This is a genomic window from Enterobacter cloacae complex sp. SHL021 (genome assembly GCF_049237765.1).
Lineage (GTDB): Bacteria > Pseudomonadota > Gammaproteobacteria > Enterobacterales > Enterobacteriaceae > Enterobacter > Enterobacter cloacae.
Genome location: NZ_JBMKJG010000003.1, coordinates 21114 through 46935, shown reverse-complemented (window position 1 = coordinate 46935; position 25822 = coordinate 21114). Strand labels below are relative to the sequence as shown.

Genomic DNA, 25822 nt, shown 5'->3' with positions numbered 1-25822 from the left:
AAGATTGACAGCCAGCACGATAAGTAAACAAACCGGTTACTGAACCGGTTTTTTATTGAGCGTCTCTTTGAGCTGCCCAATCAATTCACGACGAAAATCGCCCAGGCGCGGTTTATCTCCGTCGATCCACGGCAGTGGTCGGCAGACTTCCATCGCTTTAATGCCCAGACGTGCGGTTAACAGCCCTGCCCCAATTCCCTGCGCGGCACGCGCTGAGAGACGGGCCGCCAGATCCTGCGACATCCAGTCCATGCCGACTTCGCGCACCAGCTCACTGGCACCTGCAAAGGCGATGTTCAGCAACACCAATTTAAAGAGCCGCAGCCGGCTGTAGTAGCCAAGCTCAATACCGTAAAGACTGGCGATACGGTTTATCAGGCGCAGGTTACGCCAGGCGATGAACGCCATATCCACCAGCGCCAGCGGACTGACCGCGATCATCAGCGTTGATTCCGCCGCAGAGCGGCTAATCTCGCGCCGCGCCTGAGCATCCAGCACAGGCTGCACCATATGCGAGTAGAGCGTCACCACCTCCCGGTCATTTTGCGTTTCGTGAATGGCGGCATACCAGCGCTGCAGTGCCGGGTGCGACTGATCAATCCCCGCCTGCGCCGCCAGCTTTTCGCAGAATGCCCGGCCCTTTCCGGTACCGTGGCTGTGCAGCAGATCGCGTGCCTCATCCCGTTCATGCGCACGCTGCCTCAGACGCCACAGTCGACGCCACTCGGTGACAACCGACCCTACGCCAGCCCCCACGATCAACGCCCCCGCAGCACAACCGCCCAGCGCCACCCAGTCCTGGGTTTGCCAGGCGTTGATACCCCATTGCACGCCTTGTCCCACCACGCTTACGCCGAAGAGCGCCAGCCCGGCCGTGACCATCTTACGCCACAGGCTACGTTTCGGACGTAAAGCCGCCTCAACGACCGCTTCCGCCTGGCCCTCCTCAACGGACGGCTCGTCAGTCAGGGCCGGCGCAAAATGTTCTGCCTGCTCGCCGCTGAACGTCTGCGCCGTTTTAAAGGCCTCCTGCTGCGCCTGCTCAAGCGTCCCGGTAAAATCAATGCGGGGTTTTAACGGTTCCGTCATCGCAATTTATCTCCAATCAAAAACTCCAGCGCCGCATCCAGACGAATGTGCGGTAATGGCTGATCGACGGTCATGACCTGTGGGCGGAAGGCTTCAAACTGGAAGCCCTGACTCTGCCAGAATGCCTGCCCCGGAAGGCGTGCAGGCACTTCGCCCGGATACACGGTCAGCGGTTCGCCGTCGCTGAGGCGATTCCCGCGCAGGGCCGGGATTTTCTCGCCGTTAAGATCAATCAGCCCACTTTGCGTCGCCTGTACGGAAGCCAGCCCAAGACAATCCATGCTGATCCCTTCGAACGCCGCATTTTGCCAGGCGTCCTGCACCAGTTGCTGCAACAGCGACACCATGTTGGCATGCTGATCAACCGTTACGTGATCGGCTTTGGTGGCCGCAAACAGCAGTTTGTCGATCACCGGGGAAAAGAGGCGGCGAAACAGCGTACGCTGTCCGTAGTGAAAACTTTGCATCAGTTGCGTCAGCGCCAGGCGCATATCGTTGAAAGCCTGCGGCCCGCTGTTGAGCGGTTGCAGGCAGTCCACCAGTACAATCTGACGATCGAAACGTAAAAAGTGGTTTTTATAAAAACCTTTCACCACTTTTTCACAGTAGTAGTTGTAGCGCTCGCGCAGCATCCCGGCGTTGGTGTGCTTGTCTGCCTGCGCCAGCTTTGCCTCTCCCACGCCATCCACGTCGGGCCACGGGAAGAACTGCAGCGCAGGCGCACCCGCCAGGTCGCCCGGCAAAACAAACCGTCCTGGCTGGATGAAGTGCAGCCCTTCCTGTTTGCACTGATGCAGATAATCCGTCCAGGCTTCGGCAATCGCCGCCAGGCGGTTCTCATCTGCGGGTGCCAGCGGATCTAATCCTGCGCATAACTGCCGCCATTTTGCCGACCACTCCGCGCGGTGACCCTGTAACAAACCGGTCATTTGTCGCGACCAGCTGAGATAATCCTGCGCCAGCATGGGTAAATCGAGCAGCCATTCGCCCGGGTAATCCACAATCTCCAGATAGAGCGTGGAGGTATCCTTGAAGTGGCGCATCAATGATTCATTGGAACGAAAACGCAGCGCGAGACGGATTTCACTCACCCCTCTCGTGGGTGTCGGCCACGCGGGTGGGTCACCGTAAAGCTGTGCCAGCCCTTCATCATAGGTAAAGCGAGGGATACCGAAATCGCGCTGGGGAACGCGCTTAACGCCCAGCAGACGCTCTTCCCGCACCGCACTGAGCAGCGGCAGGCGTGCCCCGGCGTGCAGGTTCAGCAGCTGGTTAACCATCGCCGTGATAAACGCCGTTTTGCCACTGCGGCTAAGCCCGGTGACCGCCAGACGCAAATGGCGATCGACGCCGCGGTTCACCAGAGAGTTGAGTTCGTTTTTAAGTCGCTTCATCGCCGTCCTTCGTCGCTGGAAGCCTGGAATGACTTGCTTCAGAATACAGTAAATGGGGGCAGATCGTTGATTATCAATTCATAATTATTGCTATTGCCGTTTTTTCTCCAGTAAGATGAACGACATTGCCGTCCCGGAGTGAGTAAGGTGTATGTCACCCACCATCTATGATATTGCGCGCGTTGCTGGTGTTTCTAAATCAACCGTGTCCAGAGTGTTGAATAAACAAACCAATATTTCTCCTGAAGCGCGGGAGAAAGTGCTGAAGGCGATTGAAGAGCTAAATTATCAACCAAATAAACTTGCCCGTGCTCTGACCTCATCTGGCTTTGACGCCATTATGGTGATTTCCACCCGCTCAACAAAAACCACTGCCGGTAATCCTTTTTTCTCCGACGTATTGCACGCCATAACCGCCAAGGCGGAACAGGAAGGATTTGATGTTATTTTGCAAACGTCAAAGAGCAGTGAAGATGACCTGCTAAAATGCGAAAGCAAAATAAAGCAGAAAATGATTAAAGGGGTCATTATGCTGAGTTCGCCAGCCAATGAATCCTTTTTCTCACGGCTCGATATGTACGGTGTGCCGGTGGTCGTAATCGGTAAAGTTGAAGGCGACTTTCAGAATATTTACTCCGTCGATACCGACAATTTTCATGACAGCGAGATGCTGACCGACACGTTTATTAAAAACGGGCGGAAAAAAATTGCCTGTCTGCATGCGCCACTCGATTATCACGTGTCTATTGATCGTCTCGCGGGTTATAAAGCCAGCCTGGAAAAGGCGAATATTGCTGTTAACCCGGACTGGATCATTGATGGCGGTTATACCCATGAGAGCGCACTTTCAGCGGCCATTACGTTGTTGTCTTCTTCCACCCCACCGGATGCGGTATTCGCCACCGACAGCATGAAATTGCTGAGTCTTTATCGCGCTGCGGATGAGTTAAATTTGATGCTACCTGAGCAGGTTGCCGTGGCGGGTTACAGCGACCCGATGCTCTCCCTGATTCTGACGCCTGCGCCAGCTGGTTTTGATATTCCCACACGCAAGCTGGGCGAAGAGAGCTGCGACCTGCTTTTCAGGCGTATCTCCGGTAAACCCGCCCCACATAAAGTGCTGATTGAGACCCACTTTTCGTTCGCTGATTCTCTTCGCTAAACCAGGGGCTGATAGCCCCTGGTGAATAGCCGATCAGAAGGCGTAATTCACGCCCACGCCCGCATAGTGGAATCGATCGCTTTCGCCTTCATCGTGGTTTTCCCATTCATAGGCATACTCCAGCGTCATTGAAAGACCGTTATTGAAATCGTAGGCATAAAGCAGACCCAGACGGTTGAAATCATGCCCTTCACGCTCAGGATCGTCTTGCCAGTCCCAGTTTGACCAGCGGTCGAGCCCCAGGCGGGTATACGGCGTCAGCGTGGTATTGCCTAATGAAATGGGTAAATAGGCGCGGATCTCCTGCGTTGAAAACTCACCGTTATTACGTGAACTGTCCATATTAAAACCGCGCTCTAAATAGTAATTCACTTTTGCCGCGAAGGTTTCATTAATGGTCCAGGTAAAGCCCGTTTCTGTTTCAACGCGACTGTCGGCATAACCCGTTTTTTCCAGGTCGTTGGCAAACTGATACATGGCAAACCAGCCGCCGAAACGCCAGTCATCGCTTAACTTAATATCCCAGTCTGGTTGTATTTTGTAGCGCTGCATATTCGCGCTACCGTCTTTCGCGCCGTGTTCATCTTTGAAATGATAACCGTAATTACGGAAGCCGCCGGTCAGGCCGAGGGTAAAATCATCGGTTCCAATAAAACGATAGCGCAGCTCGAATTCGGGACGATCAAAATAGGTCCCGCGGGTCATACTGCTGTAATCAACGGGGCCTTCCTGATACATGGCAAGGGAAATCGTCCACGCATCCCATGTGGCGTTAAACCACACCGAGGGTTCATATAATCCGTCTTTATCATCCCCTTGACCTTCGACGTTTTCAATTTCATACATAGCACCTATATTAAAATTCCAGTGTGGTGCCGGTTCTGAGGCGTGTGCGTAGCTAGCCCCTGCGCATAGAATAAGCGCAGCACTTCTTAGTAGAGTACTCATTAAAATATTCCTTTATAATGGACAAACAAAAAAACCGGAAATTAATATTTCCGGCGAACATTTTTATTATCTGATTGCCGCTTCTGTTTCCGCGTCAAAAAAATGACACTTATTCATATCGAACTGAATGCCGATATTATCCCCTGCAGCATAATCAGTGGCAGCCCCTGCCCGGACGACCAGTTCGTGGCCCCCGACGGTGGCATACAGCATAAATTCAGCACCGGTCAGTTCGGCAACGCTGATTTTGGCGGCAATCGCCTCGCCGCTGGCTTGCGAGGTGAAAATATCCTCCGGTCTGATGCCAAAGACCACGGCTTTACGTTGATACCCCTGAGCGTTAAGTACCGAGAGCATATCTTCGGGGATCTCCAGACGCAGCGTTTCCGTCACGAAGTAGCGTTCATTGATCGCCCCCCGAATAAAGTTCATTGCTGGCGAACCAATGAAACCTGCCACAAACATATTTGCCGGTTCGTTATAGACCTGCTTCGGTGCGCCCACCTGCTGAATGTATCCATCTTTCAGGATCACAATGCGGGTTGCCATCGTCATGGCTTCGGTCTGATCGTGCGTCACATAAATCATGGTGGTATTCAGCTTTTGATGCAGCTTGCTGATTTCGGCACGCATTTGAACACGCAGTTTAGCGTCAAGGTTAGAGAGCGGTTCATCCATCAGGAAGACGCCCGCTTCACGCACAATCGCCCTGCCTAATGCCACGCGCTGGCGTTGGCCACCCGACAACGCACCGGGCTTACGCTTGAGGTAATCGCGCAGCCCAAGAATCTGAGCGGCCCAGTTAACACGCTCTTCAATGACAGCGGGCGCGATCTTCTGCATCTTCAGCCCAAATGCCATGTTGTCGTACACCGTCATATGGGGATACAGCGCATAATTCTGAAAGACCATCGCAATATCCCGGGACTTGGCCGGGACATCATTCATACGCACGCCGTCAATCACCAGTTCACCGGCGCTGATCTCCTCCAGCCCGGCAATCATGCGCAGCGTCGTCGATTTACCGCAGCCCGATGGCCCGACGAAAACGATAAATTCTTTATCCTCAATGTCGAGGTTGAAATCTTTGACCACATGGACCTGGTTGTCATAGATTTTTTGGATATGTTTTAGCGATAGTTGCGCCATTCTTAATTCCTTATCAGTACCGTCCGGGAAGCCCAGAAATCTGTCAGGCATTTCCAGGTCAGCTCCCGCGTTGATTGAAGTTGCAGTCCCGCATGGTTGAGGCCTGCCCCTATTCCCACCGACAGCATCCCTGCGGCGTTGATCGCCTCAACGCCGGAGGCGGCATCCTCAATCCCGATGGCCTCCTCCGGGCGGATGTTAAGACCCGCGCAGGCGGCAAGGAAGATTTCCGGGTCCGGTTTGGAGCGGGCAATGCGGGACGCATCGGCACAGAAATCAAACGCCCTGTGGATCCCCAGCGCCTGCAAAATGCCGGGAGCGTTAAGTGAAACAGATGCCAGCCCAATTTTGACGTTTGCCGCGCGTATGTCGGCCAGCACCTCACGAATGCCCGGGAGCAGTGACGCTTGCGTAAGCGAAGCCAGCGACTGGACATAGAGCGCGTTTTTTTTACACGCAAGCGCCAGGCGCTGCTGTTCGTCGAACGCGTCTTCTTTGCCACCGTGACGCAGGATCCGCTGCAGGGAATCCATGCGGCTAATCCCTTTCAGCGTTTCATTGAAGGCTTCATCAATGGTGATCCCGACCTCCTTCGCGACGGCGCGCCAGGCCAGGAAATGCAGATGAGCGGTGTCGGTGATCACCCCATCCAGATCGAATACAACGGCATTAAGGTTCATCTCTCCCCTCCGTGGTAGCGGTCCCAGTAACAGACGTAAGAAAATCCTTGCAGGACAAGACCTGCCGTCCCGAAAGCTGGAGGGTTTTACCCCAGAGCGTTAGCGTGACGGGAGCAGAACTGGTCACCGTAAGTGCCTCTTTCGTCACGATGAAGTGCAGCTGCGCATTCTGCCAACGCAGCGGAAACGCCAGCCTTTGCCAGTGCGCAGGTATCCTGGGTGCCAGATGTAACTCCCCGTCCACGATCTGCAGCCCGGCAAATCCCTGAATAACACCTGACCAGATCGCACCTGTCGCGGCAGCATGAATACCGTCATCACTGCTGTGCGGATCGTCGCCCAGATCGATGGCAATGCCATCACGCCAGAAGGCGTAAGCCCCTTCTGTATCACCACAGCGCGCGTTCACAATGCCGTGGATGGCTTTGCTCAGAGACGAGTCATGAATTGTGCGCGGCTCATAGAATGCCAGGTTGGCCGCGCACTGCTGCGGCGTAAAGCGTTCCGGCAACAGGTAATTAAGCATTACCACATCGGCCTGTTTGAGGATCTGCATCTCGTTAACTTCAGCGCGCGAGTAATCCAGCAGAATGGTCTGCTTGCCCGCTTTGGCTTTATAGCGGCTCAGATCGATCGCCGGTTTGGACATGAAGGTGTCATCCTGCGGTATGACCCCGTCGGCGTTAGCCTCGGGCAGCCATAAGCGCGCCAGGAACCGTTGCGCATTTTCCGTAAAACGCGCATCTTCACGCTCAAACATCGACATAAACCGGCAGGCACTGGCGACGTTGTGCCACGCCAGATAGTTGGTGTAGGCGTTGTTATTTACGTGCTCCGTGTATTCATCCGGCCCGATCACATCATGGATCTCCAGACGGTCGCCAACTTCCGTCGCGCGTCCCATCCAGAACAACGCGGTTTCCATGAGCAGCGTCAGGCCTTCATTGCACATAAAGGCATCATCGTGCGTTGCCTGCCAGTAGGCGACAACGGCCCACGCGATATCCGCCACGATATGATGTTCAGCCAGCGCGGAGGCCACTTTCTGACGAACGCCCGTGCGGATGTTGATCGCTGCGAATTCCGGCGTCTCTTCCTGACCGCTCGCGGCACTCTCCCAGGGGAACAAGGCGCCAGGCCAGCCGTTACGGCGTGCTTTTTCCCGCGCCCCCGGCAGGTTAAGCCAGCGGTAGCGCAGCAGACGACGGGCAACATCTGGTCGGGTAAAGAGATGGAAAGGCAGCAGGAAAATTTCGGTGTCCCAGAACACGTGGCCTTTATAGCCCTCCCCGGTCAGGCCCTTGGCCGCAATACTGCTCCGTTCATCATGGGCAGGCGTCATGGCCGTGAGGTGCCAGACCGCGTAATCCAGCGCCAGCTGATCCTGATGTTCGGTCGACGTGACGTCCACCCGGCAGTCATGCCAGACCTTTTTCCAGGCGCACGCCGCGCTTTCGAGTAACGCGGCATACCCTCTTGTCGCGCAGGTTTTGAGCTCAGCCAGAGCATTGCGGGCAAACGTATCCTGTGAAAGCGCTTTATCGCTGCGATGCGTCACCCAGACCAGCTTCTCAAGCGTGACAGTGTCACCCTGAGCGACCTTCACGGCGTGATGAACCGTGATACGCTGGTTTTTCGCGGTAAAGCAGCTGTCGCTGGTGGTTGAGAGACGACAGCATGCCGATATCACCACATCCGCAGCGCGATCCTGCGTTTCATACACGCCCTGCATGTAGTATTGGTCAAAGACTCTGACCGAGATTTCATCCAGATGCTGACGGCCGCTGTTGGTTTGCGTCGCATCAATCCCCGTGCTCAGCATAACGTCTGATGAGGCATCCAGCGGAGTGACGGAGAGCTGCATTGCCACCAACGGCAGTTGATCCAGTGAGACAAAACGGCGGCTTTCCACACGGTAGCACTTTCCGTCTGGCGAGCGCCACACTACGCGACGACGCAGTTCGCCATTGGCAAAATCCAGCTCCCGCTGCCAGTCAATAATCTCCCCTGACAGCAAGGTGAAATTGATGCCGTCCAGTTCGATATCCATGCCGATGATGTCAGGCACGTTGATCAGTTCGTTGGTCTCATTACGACCAGCACGATGATAAAGCCCGGCAAGATACATTCCCCGGGTCTGCTGCGTGTAGTTTTCCTCATGCGCCGCACGTATGCCCATATAGCCGTTGCCGCAGGCCATGATTGACGCGTATTTATTGAGGCTATGAGGGCAAAAACCCGGATCGTTTAATACAGACAGGTTCAGCATAACGTTACGCTTTCCCCTTTTTCTGCCGCCTCGTACAGTGCGGCGACCAGTTGCTGGATCACCAGACCTTGTTCGGCATCGGCAATCATAACCGGCTCTCCCATGACATGACGGACAAACGCATCCATGCTGCGTAAATGCCGCTGATCGTCTGCCTCTTCGCGCAGGGTTAGGGTCTGCAAAACTCCGCCCTCATCGGTGTAAATGTGGGCCGGGAACAGCGTTGCCCCCGCTTTTTCACCGCAAAAGGCGACATTCATGATGGACTGCTCACGGATATTGAGGGCAAAGGAGGTATCCAGACGCAGAATGCCGCCATTGCAAAATTCAATCGTCCCGAACAGGGCATCTTCAACGGTAAACTGTACAGGATCCCATTCACCAAACTGGCCACTGTTTTTGCGGTTTCCCAGTTTTTGAAAGCTGTGGGCCGTCACGCGTTTTACCGCCGGGAAACCCAGTACATACATCGCGGCGTCGAGCATATGGATCCCAATATCAATCAGCGGCCCGCCCCCCTGCAGTGCTTTATTGGTGAAAACGCCCCAGCCGGGAACGCCGCAGCGGCGCAATGCCTGCGCCGTGGTGAAGTAGATTTCACCCAATGTCCCGTTTATTACCGCCTCACGCAGCAGTTGCGTATCACGTGCAAAGCGGTGGTGAAAATCATAGGCCAGCACTTTTCCCGCCGTTCGGGCCGCCACACGCATCCGGTCGGCTTCATGTGGCGTCATGGCTGGGGGTTTTTCGCACATTACATGGCAACCGGCTTCCAGGGCTGCCATCGCATGTTCAAAATGAAAACGGTTGGGCGAACAGACGCTCACCACATCCGGTTTGACCGCCTGCAGCATTTCATTCACGTCCTGCCATGCCGACGGAATGGCATGGCGTTCAGCAAACGCCTGAGCCTGTTCAGGATGGCTGTCCATGACAGCCACCATCTGAACATCACTGCGCGTGGAGTAATACGAGGCATGCACTTTGTCCGCGACCTGCCCGGCACCAATAATGGCGACACGCAGAGGCGAAGGTGTTAAGGCACTCATCACGCTGGTCATCCTTAGCATTCACGCAGATAAGTGAGAGAATCCTGATAGGCCTTCGCAGGGTCGTCAGCGCGAACGCGGCACTCGTAAACAACGTAACCCTGGTAACAATCGGCACGCAGCTGGTCGAACAGAGCGGCAAAATCAAGAGAGCCGCTTCCCGGCTGATAGCGATGGTTATCGGCAATATGCACATGGCCCAGCAGGTCACGGTTCTGGTGCAGCGCTTCCGTCAGCGAGTCTTCTTCAATATTCATATGATAGAAATCGCCGATAATCTGCACATGTTTCAGCCCATTCTCTTCGATGTAACGACGTGCATCCGCGAGGGTGTTGATCATGTGATCCTGATAGCGGTTCAGCGGCTCCAGGTAAACGGTGGTGCCGGTGCGCGCCGCCACCTCATCCAGCTGGCGCAGCGAGGCGCTCACCGCCTTGCGGTCTCCTTCAAGGCTACGCGGCGACGTCATCGGCGGCAGGCGGAAGGTAAACATCCCCCAGGCGGCAGGAACCACGATTCCTTTACCGCCCACCTCTGCTAATGCTTCAAGGATGCGTTCGATCTGCGTTAATCCGTTCAGGCGACGCTCTTCGATGAAGTCACCAATCCAGCCATCGTACCCGCCGCAGGCCGTGGTAACCGGCAGCCCTGTAGCCTTAATGGCCGCTTTAACCTCTTCAAGGTTCTCCACCAGCAGCTTGCCGTCTATCTCATACCCATCAAAGCCCATGGCCTTGATGTATTGATATTTTTCCAGGATATTTGTCGGGAAAAAGGCCTGGTTTTGCGTTGCGATTTTCATTTTCATGCTCTCCATAGCTCAGAACGTGACGCCCATTTTGATACTCAGTTCAGGATGCTGATCGACATAGGTCATGTAGCTCTCAGCGCTGGTGGTAAACGTTACGACCGGGTCGATTAAATCTTCGCAATTGAGATAGCCGTTCATCAGCAATTCCCAGCAGGACTCTTCAATACGCTTACGGTTCCAGCGTGGGTAATCAGGATTTGGCTCGCTGCAGGCGCGGGAGAAGACAATTTTCGCATTATTGAAATGCGCTTCGCGGCCGAGGTTAAAGCCTTCCGCGAACGGTTTCGCAAAGGCCACGTATGAGATGGTGCCGCCGTACGCGAGTCCGCGCAGCGCAGACTGTAGCGCATCAGCAAAGCCGCTGGTTTCGATAATCACATCCGCGCCCTGCTTGCCGGTCAGTTTTTTGATTTCCAGACCAACATCCGTGCCAATCGGATCCAGACAGTGGTCTGCCCCATGGCGACGGGCAATGTCGCAGCGGTGCGCGATAGGGTCGACACCGATAACGATTGACGCACCGGCTTTCTTTGCCAGCTGGATGGCTATCTGACCAATCGCGCCAAGCCCAACGACGACGACAAAATCCCCTACCCGCACATTGGCATCACGTACGCCGCTCATTGCGAATTGTGCCGGGTCGTAGCAGACCGCATTTTTCCAGGAGGCGCCCTGAGGCATTTTGCGCAGTTTGTAGTTGTTGACGGCATTCACAATGACCGTTTCCTGTAGCGGTCCATAACAGCAAACGCGGTCTCCGACACGGTATTCCGTTACGTCAGCGCCACACTCAATGATGTCCCCGACAATCATGTTCCCCAGCTGGAATTTACCAAACTCGATCCCGCGAGCCGCCCCCTCTTCACGCGGCGTAAACAGCTGCCAGTCAGGGTTAAACTCTTCATCGATAAACGGACTCGCCGCCCTGAAATCCACCACTTCGGTGCCGTGTTTCGGTGCGCCAAAGCGGGCGCGAATTTTCACTTCATGAACGGCAACGGGACGGTCTTCATATTCGACCAGCGCTGCCACACGCGGCGCTGTCGCAACTAACTTCTTCATTACTCACTCCTTGTTAAAATTGGCCGCCTCAGCCCTTAACGCCACCGGCGGTCAAACCACTTTTAATAAAACGTTCAGACAGCGCATACATGATGACCACCGGCAGTGCCGTCACCAGCGATGCCGCCATCATGCGGCCCCAGATGTAATCTGGCGTACTGAAAAGCGTGTTCAGCCCGACCGGCAAGGTGAAGTTGCTGGCGCTGGACAGGAAAATGGAGGCAAACAGATAGTCGTTCCACGCCACCATGAAGCAGTAGACAAAGACCGACACCAGGCCCGAAATCGCCAACGGAACGGTGATGCGAAAGATGATTTGCAGGCGGTTAAGGCCATCCATCATCGCGGCTTCTTCTATTTCGTCCGGGATGGTGTCGAAATAGCTGCGCAGCATAAATACCGCCGTGGGTAACGTCTGAGTCACCATGGTGATAATCAGCGCCAGTTCGGTGTCATAGATGCCGAGCGCGGTGATGATTTTGAACAGCGGCACCACCAGCAGAATCCCTGAAAACATGTAGACGGTGTAGCAGCTGGCGTTGATCGTCGTGCGCCCTTTAAAACGCAGTTTGGATAAGGCGTAAGCCCCCAGCGTGCCGAGAAACACGGCAACGATCGACGAGGTCAGTGACACCACCATGCTGTTACGGAAGTAATCCACAAACGGGAAAATCAGCGGGTTAAAGATGTCGATGTAATGCTGTAACGTCCACTCCTGCGGCAGAATGGTCGGATGCAGCGATATCGCCTCTCTGGCGCTTTTAAAGGAGGTCATCAGCATCACGAAAAATGGGAACAGCGTGATAATCAGGAACGCCGCGAGCCCAAGGTAAAAGCCAATACGACCCAGTACGCGTTTATTTGTTGCCATTGAGATTTACCCTTTTTCTGGTCAGCAGAATGACGGCGAAAATGATCACAAACAGCACCACTGAGATAGCCGCAGCTTTACCCAAATCGTTAAAGGCAAACGCCGTTTTGTAGAGATAGACGCCCAAAATATCGACTTTGGTAGTCAGCAGGTACACGTCCGCAAACATGTAAAACATCCAAATGGTGCGCAGCGTGATGACCGTGGCCAGCACCGGCATAATCGCGGGCAGCGTGACGATGCGAAAACGTTGCCAGCCATTCGCGCCATCCATTTCTGCGGCTTCGTATAACGATTTATCAATCGTTTGTAAGATCGCGAGAAACGAGATAAACGCATACGGGAAGTAGCGCCAGATGGCGAATAGCACCACCAGCACAAAGCTGCTGCCGGGGTTGTCGAACCACAGCGGAGCCTGGTCATACAGATGCAGCAGGTCTACCCCCAGATAGTTCACGATGCCGTAGCCGTTGTTGAACATGTACTTCCAGGCAAACACCAGTGAAATAGACGGCGTGACGTAAGATAAAATCACCAGCGAACGCGCCGTTTTGCGCAGCCGAAACTCCCGGTTAAAGAAGATGGCGACAGCCAGCCCTAGCCCCGTGCTACCTATCACCACCAGGGCCGTATACCAGAAGGTCATCCACAGGGAGTGCCAGAACGCTGCATCACTCAAAATACGGATGTAGTTATCCAGCCCAACAAACACAGCGCTAATGCGCGGGTTGAGCGGCAAGCGTAAGAAACTGATTTCAATGTTGGAAATCATTGGCCAGGCCACAAGGCCCCCCAGCAAAATCAGGCTGGGGGCCAACAGCAGCATGGCGAAAGGCATATCTGAACGACCAGAAAACAACGTCTTCATAATTTCCTTCCGCAGAAGCGCTCCTATCGTTGAGAAACCAGGTCAGTCAGGCGTTTCTGGCTGTTGCTTAACGTGGTGTTGAGGTCTTGCTGACCTACCGTCACGTTATGCACCATCGAACTGATGATGCCGGAACCTGTCACGTCGCCCATGCGGGTAAAGTTTTTGTCGCCCACGGCCCCAAATACCTGCACATTCGGGAACTGTGCGATCAGCTCATACGGCAGTTGACCAAAGGCTTTGATGACCTCGTTGTTTTTCCAGCTCTCGGTATCCACCACCAGTTTGTTCACCGGTAACGCCGCCCCCGGAGACATCATGACCCAGTCCGACGCGTTTTGAGCCTGCTCCATCCATGTCACAAATTTCTCAGCGGCTTTGGTTTCTTCTTCAGTCTGGCCGGTCGTGATCGTCAGCGACGTCACCATGCCGTAAACCGCAGACGATTTTTCCGTTGGAACCACGAAGCCCAGGTTGGCAGGATCCCCTTCTTTAAACACGGCAGGCAGAATGTAGGTGGAGTAAACCGCCATTGGCGCGGAACCGTTCATGAACGCGTCTTTGATCTCCATGACGTCGTTCGAGCCTGGCATCGTGTTCTTCGCCAGTTCTTTATAAAACGCCAGCGCGTTTAACATTTCAGGCGTATCGATCTGGATGTTGCCCTGCGCGTCGAAGACGTTTGCCCCACCTGAAAGGGCAAACTGGGAGAAGGCCTGCTCGGTCATGACGCTTTCAGCGGTTGGAAGCGCGATACCGTAGTGTTTCTTAGCCGGGTCGTTGAGCATCTGACTGGCTTTCAGCAGCTGTTGCCAGTTATGCGGCTCTTTAATACCCGCCGCGGCGAGAACATCTTTGTGGTACCAGACGCCTGACAGCCAGGCGCTAATTGGCACCCCCGTCCACGCGGTGCCGTCTTCCGTGCGAACAACACGGAGAATGCCGTCATAAAACGTCTTTTCACCGACGGCTTTAATGGCTTCGCCAATTGCGTCACGGTCCAGCAACTGCTCTTTATCCATCACTTTTGCATAGTCATGGCTGACCTCAATCACCTCCGGCAGTGCGCCGGTCCGCGCGAGGGTAATGACCTTGGTGTTGTATGCATCCTCTTCCACCGGCACCTGTTTCACCGTGATGGAGGGATTCTCTTTCTCGAATTTCTCAATCAGTTTCGTGATGACGGCCTGACGCTCCTGCTCCACCGACGAATGCATAAACTCGATGGTCACAGAAGATTGTGTGTCGTCCTTGCAGCCTGATAACAGGGCGCACGAAACCAGTGCTGAAATCAGCACAATTCTCGGCATTTTCATTGTTAAGGTCCTTTTTTAGTTTTCTTTAATCCACATAACCTGCCATGGATTTAGGGTCAACGTCGTATCGTTAATATTGTCCCCGGTTATTAAATCTTTTCCTGTCTGACTATTTGAAGGGACGTGCTGAATATCATTACTGAAATTAAAGAGTGCTGTAATTCGCTCGCCGTTATCGGCAACGCGAACTATTTTCAAAACATGCTCCCCGGATGTTTCAAAGCGCGCCTGACTGTCCGGGTGGAACGCTTTTTCCTGACGGCGTAACGAAATTAACGCACTCAATCCAGAATAAACTTTATGACGAAGGCTATTAATATCGTCGAGTTTATGATCAATTTCACCGGACTGATATTTCTTTCGGTTTATTGCTCTATTATACCCTAACCGCTCCACACCCTCATAATCATTACGGGAGCCAATAATACTCTGAATATAGATTGCAGGCACCCCCGGGAAACTCAACAGAACGGCATGAGCCAGAATAAAACGGGCTATGCGCAGAGTGTCTTCATCCTTCTTAGCACTTAATGCATCCAGATAGGTTACATTGATTTCATACGGGCTGCGCGTACCGTCAGGGTTATTTTTCCAGTTAACCAGCGCACCTTCCTGCTGGAGTGTTTCCACCAGCGACAGAATTTCCGATTCCGGTAAAATTCCGCGTAACGGATTAAGTCCGATCCCGTCATGCGAGGCCAAAAAGTTAAACCAGGTGGTTTGCTTTGACGGCAGTTCCAGCGATGAGGCCCACTGACAAAGTGCCCGTACATCCTGACGATGAACGGCATGCAGAACCAGTGGTGGCAAGGAGAACTGATACACCATCTGGGCTTCATTCTTGCCGTCACCAAAGTAAGAAACGTTGTCTTTATGCGGGACATTGGTCTCAGTGATGATCACCGTACCCGGTGCCACAGCGTCCGTAATGGCGCGGAAGAGTTGAATCAAACGGTGCGTTTGTTCAAGATGGATGCAGCTTGTTCCAGGGATCTTCCACATAAAACCGACCGCATCAAGTCGGATATAGCGCGCCCCTTCCATCAGGTAATGGAGAAGCACATCCACCATTGCAATCAACACCTCAGGAGAGGCGAAATTGAGGTCAATCTGATCATCGCTGAAGGTCGTCCACAGATGCCGAACGCTTCCGTCATCAAGTGTAAAAGGTGTCAGGAGAGGCAATGCGCGAGGCCGTGTCACAGCAGATAAATCAGTTTGCGGATCCACGGAAATAAAGAAATCTTCATAGCCCGGTTTTTGCGCAAGATAATGAGCGAACCATTGGCTTTTCGCAGACATATGGTTGCAAACAAAATCGAACATTAAACTGGCATATTGTTTTAATTCAGCAACGTCTTGCCATGTTCCCGTTTCAGGCGCAACGTCATGGTAATCGATAACGGAAAAACCATCATCAGAGGACCACGGGTAAAAAGGTAAAAGATGCACATGAGAAAATGAACGAGAAAGCCATCTGTTATAAAAACGGGTAAAAACAGGCAGCGCTTTCTCCCCTTTATTGTAGAACTGATCGGCATAGGTTATCAGGACGATATCTTTTTCATCCCAACCGGCTTTACGCTTTTCGGTAATAACAGCAGCAGCTCTGGAGATTTTCCCTGACAGTGTTTCACGGTGCGCCTCAGAAAACGATTCGCCGTAAACAAGATTGATTAAATTTTTAATTTTATCGTTCACTTTATTTTTCCATGGTAGCGGTCCCACGAAACGCAATCTACTCCCATGAAAAATATCTGTCAACGGACCTGAGGGGGTAAAAACGTCTTCTCAAGGCAACTCAGCGCAGTAATGTGAGCTGCCGCAAAGAAAGACAGAAAAGGAAGAAAACGAAGAGAAATGCCAGCAGCCCTCCTCTCATCAGAGAAAGACTGCGGTATACATGGAGATCAGGATAAGTATCGACGGGAAAAACGTTTGGCCAGTTTTTGCAGCAGCGGCTCCAGCGCCACGGCCAATAACAGTCTTACCGGCTTACGGGCAACAGATTTTATTGCCCAGCCAGCCACGCCTGCCGGACCATAACGTAACGCCGTCAGCAGGACCAGTTTACCTGCGATTTTCAGGCCGGGTTTTACCTTCTGACCGGCCAGTTGCCAGTTTTTGTTCATCTATGTTCTCTCTTAAAGCTGACGAAAACGACTTCTCAGCGTAAAGGTATCAGACGTGACGTAACGTTCCATTTCGCGCAACCGCTTTTCACCTGCGGCGAGTTCAGCATCCACCTGGTTCAGAATGTCACTACTGCTCGGTGCGCCTTCTGCAGCCAGTTCACCTTCCGGCATGGGGTCGAGCACAAACGACAATACGATGTACGCCACCAGAGTGATAAACGCAAGACCGAAGAAAATCGATAACACCGTTACCACGCGCACCAGCTTAACCGGTACATCCAGATAGTGGGCAAGCCCCGCACAGACGCCGCGAACCATGCCCTGCTGTGGGATCCGCCACAGCTTTTTATTCAGATTCAGTCCTGACATTAACGCTCCCTCCAGTTCGGGTGTTCCGCATCCAGGATAGCTTCCAGCGCCTGAATACGTTCACGCATCTTATTCGCCTGATCGGACAGCTGTACCAGACGTTGTTGCTCGCTCTGGGAAAGGGCGTCCCGTGAAGAACGGTTGCTGTAGTGCAGCCATAACCAAATCGGCAGCACGAACAGCACGAAAATGGTCAGGGGAATAGCGAGAAAAAGCGCGCTCATGTGTACTCCTTGTCGTACGATGCGTGGCGGCACGCTCAGGTGCCGCATGAATTATTATTGATTGTCTTGCTTCATTTTGGCTTTCAGGGCCGCCAGCTGCTCGCTGATTTCATCGTCGGCTTTCAGATCGGCGAACTGCTGATCGAGCGATTTTTGCTTACCGATGCTGTGGCTTTCCGCTTCCGCTTCCATCTGATCGATACGACGTTCGAAGGATTCAAAACGCGCCATTGCTTCATCAAGCTTACCGCTGTCCAGCTGACGGCGTACATCGCGGGAAGAGTTTGCCGCCTGATGACGCAGCGTAAGTGCCTGCTGACGCGCACGGGTTTCGCTCAGCTTGTTCTCAAGCTCGCCAATCTCTTTCTTCATACGGGTGAGCGTGTCGTCCACCAGCGTAACTTCATGTTCCAGCGCGGTAACCATATCCGCCAGTTTCTGTTTTTCAATCAATGCGGCACGGGCCAGATCTTCTTTATCTTTACGCAGCGCCAGTTCGGCTTTTTCCTGCCATTCATTAAGCTGGGCGGTAGCCTGCTCAATACGGCGGGTTAACTGCTTTTTCTCAGCCAGCGCACGGGCGGAGGTAGAACGCACTTCAACCAGCGTATCTTCCATTTCCTGAATCATCAGACGCACCAGCTTTTGCGGATCTTCCGCTTTCTCAAGCAGCGAGTTGATGTTGGCGTTCACGATGTCGGCAAAACGAGAAAAAATACCCATAATTCAATCCTCACATTTCTGTTATCGGGCGATGCCCTGCTGTACAGATAATACAATTCCCGTGCCAACTTTTTATCTTATTGATTTCACTGAATGTGATTGATTTTCGATCACAGTGGAACTAAGCTCACCTGGTGAATCTCGCTAAGGAGTGGTTAATTTCATCATGGCTGAATATAAAGACAATTTACTCGGTGAGGCTAACAGCTTTCTCGAAGTACTGGAGCAGGTTTCACGCCTCGCCCCTCTCAACAAACCGGTGCTGATTATCGGCGAACGCGGCACGGGCAAGGAGCTGATCGCCAACCGACTCCACTATTTGTCCGGGCGCTGGGATGGTCCTTTTATTTCGCTTAACTGCGCCGCGCTGAATGAGAACCTGCTGGATACCGAGCTGTTCGGCCATGAAGCGGGAGCCTTTACCGGGGCGCAAAAGCGCCACCCTGGCCGTTTCGAGCGTGCTGACGGCGGCACCCTGTTCCTTGACGAGCTGGCCACCGCGCCAATGCTGGTTCAGGAAAAATTGTTGCGCGTCATTGAATATGGCGAGCTGGAACGCGTCGGCGGCAGCCAGCCGCTACAGGTTAACGTGCGTCTGGTCTGTGCGACAAATGCCAACCTGCCGGAAATGGTGGCTGAGGATAAATTTCGCGCCGACCTGCTCGACCGCCTGGCTTTTGACGTCGTCCAGCTTCCGCCGCTGCGTGAACGGCGCAGCGATATTATGCTGCTGGCGGAACAGTTTGCCATTCAGATGTGCCGTGAGCTGGGTCTGCCGCTCTTTCCGGGCTTTAGCGATAATGCCCGGGAGACGCTGCTCAACTACCCCTGGCCGGGGAATATTCGCGAGCTGAAGAACGTCGTCGAACGCTCTGTCTACCGTCACGGCAGCAGCGACACAGAACTGGACAACATTATTCTCGATCCTTTTCAGCGTAACGCGCCATCTGTTACCGCCCCGGCGAGTTCGAACGATGGGCCCTCACTCCCGCTCGATCTGCGCCAGTTTCAGCATAAGCAGGAACAACAGCTACTGGAGCAGAGCCTGAGGATGGCGAAATATAACCAGAAAGGGGCAGCTGAACTGTTGGGGCTGACCTACCACCAGTTAAGAGCATTGCTCAAAAAGCACCAGATGCGCTGACGGGCAGAGCCATTCTGACGGGATTTATCCCCGCGAGGTTCCCGCGGGGATAAGAGTCATGCTACCGCAATATGCATCTGCGAAAGCATATCGGTATTCACACCGACCAGCGTGACGCTGCTGTCGCCGTAGGTGAGTAAGGCATTATCACCTTCAAACGACAGATGGTTGAGATAGCTGTCATTATCGGCAATGTTCTGGTTAGCCATAAAGATCAGGCTGTCGCTGGCGGAGAGGTTATAGACCGTGTCATGACCAAAATCACCGTAGAAGAGAAGCGTGTTTTCGCTGCCGTTAAGGTGGATGGCGTCGTCGGCATACCCGGAAACCACATTGTTATTGTTCCCGTTTACGCTGATCTCACTGTCATTGGCTCCTGAATAGAACCAGCTGTCATTACTGGCGGTCGAGATAGTGAAGCTGTTCTCTGTATCGGCATAATAGCTTTTCGCATACGCGATTGAGCCACTGTCACCTTCTAAGCCATAATCCGTGACCTGCCATGTCGCGTTCTGGTTGATGTTAATACCAAACAGGCTGAACAAGGTGTGGTCTGCGTTAACGTAATGGATATCTTCCGCCCGTGTAATATCGCCGGTGGAATATTTAAAGTACAGCGTCCCTTCTGCATCGTGGCTAAACGTAAAATCGGCAATATGACATTCCGTTACGTAGGTGTTAGTCCCTGCGCCGCCATAAATAACGTTGTAGCCGCTGTGATCTTTAAAACTGTCATCTCCGCCACCACCGCAGAGATAATCGTTACCCTTCCCGCCTTGTAATAAATCATTTGTTTCGGTACCAATAATAAATGTCGACCCCACATGCGTTACGGATTTATTGAGATCCGAAACCCAGGTCGTGGAACGGTATGCTTCAGAAAGATTAGAAACAATGATATTGGAATTTTGATGGGTGAAATCATAGATTTCAGAATCCATAATTCGTAATGCACCGTCCGTATAGCCCTGACCGGAGTGCCCGGCCCAGGACGCCATATTCGCGATCGAAAAGATCTTACAATCGTTGGTCAGGCCGGCATAGTAATCATTAAAGGAGACGATGTTGTTGGTGCAGGTTTCAAGCGGCGTGTCGTGGTTAAATAAACTGTCCAGCGTCAAGCTGTGACCCGTTAACACACGAAATACCGGATCGTTCTCATAACCAATATTAAGCACTTTGTCATCGGCCAGGTTTTGAGTCGGAGAGGCGAATGCGACATAGCTAGCGTCCTCAAAGAAACCACCCCACTGGCCCTGTGCGGACAGGGTTGCCATGCTGTTAACAGCCAGTCCGCCAAGACTATGTCCGGTAATGATGATGTCATTACCGGTCAGGCCATTTGCCGTGGCAAACGCGGCCACCGAACTCATGAGGTTTTTATACGCGTTGAGAACATAGTTATCCGCATAGCCGTCGACCAGTGCAGATAATACGTCGCTGACGGTATCCATCGCGGTATTGATGGTATGCTGAAGTGAAGGCGCGCTGGCGTAAGTGCCCGTCCCCCAGAAGCTAATGCCTATATTGACCAGCTTGCCATTGGCGTCATATTTTCCCATAACATTGCATTCGGCGCTGGTTTCAAGAAGACTTTCGCCATAAAAAGCACCATAGGGATTAGTACAGCCGCTGTAGTTAAGCGTGGTCCCGTCTAATACTTTCCAGCCATTTTCTTCTGTATAGGTATAATCAGCATACGTGGCTGCACCAAAATTGATACTTTCAATGGTCAGTGCATCCTTAATAAGCTGCGTGTTTTTCTCGCCCTGATAATCGAATACAGGCATAGTCGTCCCTCTGTTTATTATCAACAATCATTGAGCAAAATACGAATCAAGTAACATAACGTTATCATTGTTTATTTCGCCCGTCTGCGCGAGCAAACTGACCCATGCCTTAATGACAGCATGTTTTTCTGCAGTAAGCTCAACTTTGGTTTTATAGAAAGATTGTTCTGCATTTAATAAATCGATATTCATGCGCTGACCAGCCTGAATGCTTTTTTTCGTCGCTTCAATCTGACGCCTGGCGGCGTCCACCGCGGAAGCATAGGCAGCAAGGCGCTCTGACGCATGGAGGCATTTATTTAAGGATTTTTTAATTTCGCTGTAGGTCGCCAGCCGCTGTGCATCGTGAAGATATTTTGCCTGCTCATAGCGGGCCGCCGCCTGACGCAGGGACGCTGAAACGCCGCCCCCGGAAAAGAGATCCATGCTGACGCGCAGGCCTATGCTGTCGGTACGATATTTCTGATGAATGGTATTGTCGTTGCTTGAATCGTTCTCCGAATGCATCGCGTAAAGCTGTACCCGGGGAAGCGCGCCAGCGCGGCTGCGTTCAATTTCATAGCGTTTTTCTTCCACGCTATGTCCGGCAGAAAGGATATCGGGATTATGTGCGGCCGCCTTTTGTTCCCAGTATCGATAGTCTCCTGATGCCAGCGGCAGCTTAAGCGGCTTTTCACCGAGTATCGGCAGCGCTGCCGTCTGCAAGAGATCCACGCCCACGATCGCTGATAACGCAACGTTAGCCGTATCCAGCGTATCGCGCGCCTCCACCTCATCCGCAATCGCCAGGCTGAGCGCAGAGGCGGTCTCGGTGACATCCGTTACTGCGCCCTCACCGGCCTCGAACTGTCGCTGAGCCTGCTTTTTCTGCTCTTCCAGCCCCTGACGATGCAGAGCCGCAAGCTGAAGCCGTTGATGCGCCTCGGTAAGATCCAGCCAGGCGGTAATGAAGCGGTTTTGCAGATCAATCAAACTGCTTCGGTAGCGTTCATCAGACTGCATTTTTTTGATAATGCCGATGCGATACCCCGCATAGGCATCGTAATCAAACAGCGGCTGAACAACGGTAACCGATCCCGAATAACTGTCATATTGTTGATGTTGTACCACCTCAGAACGCTCCCCCAACAAATTTGTCTGCTGGTACTGCTGCCGCTGCCAGTTACGCGGTGCGCGTTGATAGCTAACGCTGACTTTTGGCAGTAACCCGGCGCGACCGATGGGGATGTACTCTTCTCCGGCAAGCTGATCCTTCACGGCAGCGCGGTATTGCGGATCGTTGTCCAGCGCCATGAACCAGCCCTGAGTCAGTGTCAGCGCACCTGCTGAAAAGGACGTCATCAGCGTGAGCAGATACACAACAGGTATGAATTTTGCGTTAAGCATCTTTACTCCTCGATGAACGACCGCGATGCACGATCCACAATGGGTTTCAGCAGATAGCTCAACAGCGAGCGCTCTCCGGCTTTAATAAAGACCTCTACTGGCATACCCGGTTTAACCTCCTCGCTCTTCAGCTTTTTCATCCCCTCCGGCGTAACGGCGATCTGAATCTTGTAGTACGGCTGCTGGGTGGTGGGATCGGTCTGGCGATCCGCTGATACCAGCGATACCCGGGCCGGGATTTTCGGCGTGCTTTGCTGGTTGAAGGCGGTAAACATCAGGGTAACGGGCATGCCCTTATGGACTTTATCGATCAGGGCGACGTCAATTTGTGAGTCGATAATCAGGGGGGAGGCCTGCGGGACAATTTCCAGTAGCTGCTCGCCCGCGCTCACCACCGCGCTGTCGCTGGCAAGCGCGAGGTTCATTACCACACCATCCTGCGGTGCGACAACGCGGGTCAGGGAGAGATCGACACCGGAGAGCGTCAGCTGTTTTTTGCTCTCGCTGACCTGCAGGCGAAGCTGGTCAATTTGCGTTTCAATATCTTTCCGGTTATCAATCAACCGCTGCTGCATGCCGCGTTTGAGCTGGGCGATCTGATTCCCTAACTCTACGATTTTGCTGCGGGTTTCACCCACCTCGCCCGCCAGAGACGCCGATTGCACCTGGATATCGAGATAGCGGTTACGGGGGAAATAGCCCTCTTCCATTAGTGGTTTCAGGTCTTTGAGTTGACGATTTAACAGTGCGAGCCCTTGCGCTTTCGTCTCGCAGGTTCTGGCAAGCGAATCGCGCTGGCGAGCCAGCCCTGCAATGGCCTGAGCGTCGTTTTCCTGAGCATTTTTCAGCGCCTCCTGCCGGGCATGCATAAGCTGGCGTTGCTGAGCCACTATGGGCTTGATCGCATCCCGCAGGGCTTCGTCTTCTGTCTCAGGGGGCAAGGTCAGCGTTTGCATGCCCGCCAGCTCAGACTGAAGGCGGCTTTCAGCAATGAGCGACGTCAGATAATGCTGGCGCGCAGCGGAGAGTTGGGCGAGCGTCGATTGCTGGCTGAGCAGCACCAGCAGGTCGCCTTTATGTACCGTCTGCCCCTCTTTGACGGCGATGCTTGTCACCACACCGCCTGTGGGTGCCTGAACGGCCTTACGGTAGCCGTCCACCACCACGGTTCCGGTGGAAACAACACCTTTATCCAGCGGCGCAAATGCCGCCCAGAGCAAGAAAGATCCCAGACCTGCCAGCAACACTACCCAGCCAAGGCGGACAAACGGAACGACGTCAACAAGGGGCGTCTTCTGCGCATCGCTATTATGCATGGACTCTTCCTTGTTCAGCAGGGACGCTGTCTGTCTTATTTACCGGGCGAGCTGACTGCTGTAAGAGTTGTGCCGTTGGGCCATAAAGCTTGGTTTTTCCGCCTTCGAGGACGAGCAGATGGCTGGTCAGCGGCAATATTCCCGGACGATGAGAAATGATGACGACGCTTTTTTTCTGCTGCCGGAGCTGCCGGATAACCTGCTGCAAAGCCTGCTCACCCGATTCATCGAGGTGAGCGTTGGGCTCATCAAGGATCACCAGTGCCGGATTGCCGTACAGCGCCCGGGCCAGGCCAATGCGCTGTTTTTGCCCACCCGACAGGGCCATACCCTGCTCGCCAGTCAGGGTGTTATACCCGTCAGGCATACGCAAAATCATGTCGTGGATCCCGGCCATCTTTGCCGTGGCGATCAGTTGCGTTGAATCAATCTCACCAAACTGGGCAATATTCTCAGCGAGGGTTCCCGTGAAAAGCGTAACGTCCTGCGGCAAGTAGCCGATTCCGGGACCCGGCTTCTGCTTCTGCCACTGGTAAATATCTGCCCCATCCAGCCTGACATCCCCCTCTCCGGCAGGCCAGACACCGCACAACACTCTGGCGAGACAGGATTTCCCCGATGCACTGGCTCCCACAATTCCCAGCACCTCACCCGGGTTTACCCGCAGAGTGATGTTTTGCAGTATGGGTTGCCGGGGGGTTCCCGGAGGGAAAACGGTGACATTCTCCACCGTGAGCACTCCCTGCGCAGCCGGCAGGCGTATGCACTCCTGCGCCGGGGGAAAGTCTCCCGTCAGACGAACCACGCGTTCCCATGCCAGACGAGCTGACCGGTAGCCTTTCGCCACGCTGATGAGTTGTTCCACCGGTGACAGCGCTCTTCCGAGCAAAATTGAGCCCGCGATCATCATGCCCGGCGAGATGTCTCCCAGAATCGCCAGCCAGCAGCCCAGCCCCAACATCAGGGACTGAAGCGCCATGCGTACGGTTTTGGTGACGGCAGACATCAATACAGCGCGTTCACTGGCCGCACTCTGGCAATAAAGGAATTGTTGGTGTCCACGCCACCAGCGCGCCTTAACGTTGTCAGTCATCCCCAGGGCATGCAGCGTCTCAGCAGATTGTAAGGAGCTGTTAGCCTGATGATTTGAGATCAAGGCATACCCCCCCGCTTCATTCAAAAGCTGACGCGTCGTTTTTTCGTTAACAAACGCCAGGGCCAGCAGCAGACATGCGCCTGAAAGCGAGAACACCCCGAGCCAGGTGTTAAAAAGGAAAATAACGCCGAGGTAAACGGGAAACCAAATGGAATCAAAAACCGCAAATAACGCCGGGCCGGTAACAAACTGGCGTATAACGGTGAGGTCGCTGATAGCCTGCCCGGCATTCGGGCTGTGCTTAACGAGATTACTTTCACATGCAGCGGTATAGAGTGCAGGCGAAAGCGCATTATCAAATTGATTACCCAATCGGATGATGACGATGCCACGCGCGTAATCAAGGAGTGCCATGACGGCAAACATAAATAACACCAGCAGCGTCAACATAAAAAGCGTTGTGGTATTCCCGGATGACAGCGCACGGTCGTAAACCTGCAACATATAAATAGATGGTGCCAGCATCAGTATATTTATGACCGATGAGAAAAACGCAATCGTCACGAATATGCGCGTGCGAACGCGTGCAAAATTCTTAATTAGCCCCAAAGGTTCAATCATCCCTAACTCTCTGATGTTTTAGTCACTTCCCATGCCACGAGAAAGGCGTGAGACGTCCATGATGAAAAAGATTTAACAATCAATATAAAAAAAACAGACCATCAGGCGCCAGAACTGATAGGTATACCTAACAGAAAACTGTAATTTTCTTAGATGTTATGATGATTCATATTATTCTTTTTTTCTTTCGCCCTGCCAAATTGCAGGAACAGAGGGTCAGTATATAAATCAACATTACGCGTAACGCAACCATTAATTAAGCAAGTATACGTTTAGTGAATATTTCTTATTGTAATACATCGACTCAATAATAATTCACGCCATCGCATCATGCTTGCACAGGATAAAC

Annotated in this window: 23 protein-coding genes; 2 read left to right on the top strand and 21 right to left on the bottom strand. The window is 53.2% G+C overall.

All coding sequences use genetic code 11. From position 1 onward, the window contains the following. Positions 1-36: 36 nt before the first annotated feature. Both ACOTZF_RS03825 and ACOTZF_RS03820 read right to left on the bottom strand, forming a co-directional pair. The gene (locus tag ACOTZF_RS03825; protein ID WP_020689208.1) at positions 37-1089 is read right to left on the bottom strand and encodes a YcjF family protein; all 1053 of its coding nucleotides are present in this window, start codon (positions 1087-1089) and stop codon (positions 37-39) included. Beyond that, on the bottom strand, positions 1086-2483 hold the full coding sequence (locus tag ACOTZF_RS03820) for a YcjX family protein (RefSeq protein ID WP_013096419.1): 1398 nt from the start codon (positions 2481-2483) through the stop codon (positions 1086-1088). Before ACOTZF_RS03820 ends, ACOTZF_RS03825 begins: the two co-directional genes overlap by 4 nt. Positions 2484-2634: 151 nt before the next feature. Between ACOTZF_RS03820 and ACOTZF_RS03815 the strand changes: the two genes are divergently transcribed. Then, on the top strand, positions 2635-3645 hold the full coding sequence (locus ACOTZF_RS03815) for a LacI family DNA-binding transcriptional regulator (protein ID WP_114518853.1): 1011 nt from the start codon (positions 2635-2637) through the stop codon (positions 3643-3645). Between the two features lie 33 nt (positions 3646-3678). Here the strand turns inward: ACOTZF_RS03815 and ACOTZF_RS03810 are convergent, their stop codons facing one another. The 15 genes from ACOTZF_RS03810 to pspA all read right to left on the bottom strand — a co-directional run bounded on the left by ACOTZF_RS03810 (position 3679) and on the right by pspA (position 18120). After that, entirely contained in the window at positions 3679-4593 is a 915-nt protein-coding gene (locus tag ACOTZF_RS03810) for an OmpG family monomeric porin (RefSeq protein WP_129251790.1), read from the bottom strand. A gap of 66 nt (positions 4594-4659) precedes the next feature. Continuing rightward, the gene (locus ACOTZF_RS03805; protein ID WP_029883673.1) at positions 4660-5742 is read right to left on the bottom strand and encodes an ABC transporter ATP-binding protein; all 1083 of its coding nucleotides are present in this window, start codon (positions 5740-5742) and stop codon (positions 4660-4662) included. A 2-nt stretch (positions 5743-5744) separates the two neighbouring features. Beyond that, positions 5745-6422 carry a beta-phosphoglucomutase gene (pgmB, locus tag ACOTZF_RS03800; RefSeq protein ID WP_129318186.1) on the bottom strand — a complete coding sequence of 226 codons (678 nt, stop codon included), beginning with the start codon at positions 6420-6422 and terminating at the stop codon, positions 5745-5747. Further along, the gene (locus ACOTZF_RS03795) at positions 6412-8691 is read right to left on the bottom strand and encodes a glycoside hydrolase family 65 protein (RefSeq protein WP_129318187.1); all 2280 of its coding nucleotides are present in this window, start codon (positions 8689-8691) and stop codon (positions 6412-6414) included. Before ACOTZF_RS03795 ends, pgmB begins: the two co-directional genes overlap by 11 nt. Continuing rightward, positions 8685-9743 carry a Gfo/Idh/MocA family protein gene (locus ACOTZF_RS03790; protein ID WP_129318188.1) on the bottom strand — a complete coding sequence of 353 codons (1059 nt, stop codon included), beginning with the start codon at positions 9741-9743 and terminating at the stop codon, positions 8685-8687. Before ACOTZF_RS03790 ends, ACOTZF_RS03795 begins: the two co-directional genes overlap by 7 nt. An 11-nt stretch (positions 9744-9754) precedes the next feature. Then, on the bottom strand, positions 9755-10543 hold the full coding sequence (locus ACOTZF_RS03785) for a sugar phosphate isomerase/epimerase family protein (RefSeq protein WP_129318190.1): 789 nt from the start codon (positions 10541-10543) through the stop codon (positions 9755-9757). 18 nt (positions 10544-10561) lie between these two features. Further along, the gene (locus ACOTZF_RS03780) at positions 10562-11614 is read right to left on the bottom strand and encodes a zinc-dependent alcohol dehydrogenase (protein WP_129251797.1); all 1053 of its coding nucleotides are present in this window, start codon (positions 11612-11614) and stop codon (positions 10562-10564) included. 28 nt (positions 11615-11642) lie between these two features. After that, a complete protein-coding gene (locus ACOTZF_RS03775) occupies positions 11643-12485 on the bottom strand; it encodes a carbohydrate ABC transporter permease (protein WP_129318189.1) in 843 nt (280 codons plus the stop codon). Beyond that, positions 12472-13353, bottom strand: a complete 882-nt coding sequence (locus ACOTZF_RS03770; protein WP_013096409.1) for a carbohydrate ABC transporter permease — start codon at positions 13351-13353, stop codon at positions 12472-12474. The genes ACOTZF_RS03775 and ACOTZF_RS03770 overlap by 14 nt, the downstream gene beginning before the upstream one ends. A gap of 23 nt (positions 13354-13376) precedes the next feature. Further along, positions 13377-14669: an ABC transporter substrate-binding protein gene (locus ACOTZF_RS03765; protein WP_013096408.1), complete on the bottom strand. Its 1293-nt coding sequence runs from the start codon at positions 14667-14669 to the stop codon at positions 13377-13379. A 15-nt stretch (positions 14670-14684) separates the two neighbouring features. Further along, on the bottom strand, positions 14685-16370 hold the full coding sequence (locus ACOTZF_RS03760) for a sugar phosphorylase (protein ID WP_129251801.1): 1686 nt from the start codon (positions 16368-16370) through the stop codon (positions 14685-14687). Positions 16371-16579: 209 nt separating this feature from the next. Then, positions 16580-16801 carry a phage shock protein PspD gene (pspD, locus tag ACOTZF_RS03755; protein WP_129251803.1) on the bottom strand — a complete coding sequence of 74 codons (222 nt, stop codon included), beginning with the start codon at positions 16799-16801 and terminating at the stop codon, positions 16580-16582. Between the two features lie 12 nt (positions 16802-16813). Continuing rightward, positions 16814-17173, bottom strand: a complete 360-nt coding sequence (gene pspC, locus ACOTZF_RS03750; RefSeq protein ID WP_013096405.1) for an envelope stress response membrane protein PspC — start codon at positions 17171-17173, stop codon at positions 16814-16816. Beyond that, positions 17173-17397 (bottom strand): envelope stress response membrane protein PspB, encoded by a 225-nt coding sequence (pspB, locus tag ACOTZF_RS03745; protein WP_013096404.1) that lies wholly within the window; start codon positions 17395-17397, stop codon positions 17173-17175. Before pspB ends, pspC begins: the two co-directional genes overlap by 1 nt. A gap of 54 nt (positions 17398-17451) precedes the next feature. Continuing rightward, complete coding sequence (pspA, locus tag ACOTZF_RS03740; protein WP_013096403.1) at positions 17452-18120, bottom strand: phage shock protein PspA; 669 nt, start codon at positions 18118-18120, stop codon at positions 17452-17454. A gap of 166 nt (positions 18121-18286) precedes the next feature. Here pspA and pspF point away from each other — a divergent pair, with 166 nt between their 5' ends. Continuing rightward, positions 18287-19264 carry a phage shock protein operon transcriptional activator gene (gene pspF, locus ACOTZF_RS03735; protein ID WP_023622386.1) on the top strand — a complete coding sequence of 326 codons (978 nt, stop codon included), beginning with the start codon at positions 18287-18289 and terminating at the stop codon, positions 19262-19264. A gap of 56 nt (positions 19265-19320) precedes the next feature. Here the strand turns inward: pspF and ACOTZF_RS03730 are convergent, their stop codons facing one another. From ACOTZF_RS03730 to ACOTZF_RS03715, 4 genes are read right to left on the bottom strand one after another with little or no spacing between them, the layout of a single operon-like run. Further along, on the bottom strand, positions 19321-21054 hold the full coding sequence (locus ACOTZF_RS03730) for a lipase (RefSeq protein WP_023622385.1): 1734 nt from the start codon (positions 21052-21054) through the stop codon (positions 19321-19323). A 27-nt stretch (positions 21055-21081) separates the two neighbouring features. Further along, positions 21082-22440, bottom strand: a complete 1359-nt coding sequence (locus ACOTZF_RS03725) for a TolC family outer membrane protein (RefSeq protein ID WP_129251807.1) — start codon at positions 22438-22440, stop codon at positions 21082-21084. 2 nt (positions 22441-22442) lie between these two features. Then, positions 22443-23756 (bottom strand): HlyD family type I secretion periplasmic adaptor subunit, encoded by a 1314-nt coding sequence (locus ACOTZF_RS03720; protein WP_058660365.1) that lies wholly within the window; start codon positions 23754-23756, stop codon positions 22443-22445. Continuing rightward, positions 23749-25473 (bottom strand): type I secretion system permease/ATPase, encoded by a 1725-nt coding sequence (locus ACOTZF_RS03715; protein WP_277815306.1) that lies wholly within the window; start codon positions 25471-25473, stop codon positions 23749-23751. The genes ACOTZF_RS03720 and ACOTZF_RS03715 overlap by 8 nt, the downstream gene beginning before the upstream one ends. Positions 25474-25822 lie beyond the last annotated feature (349 nt).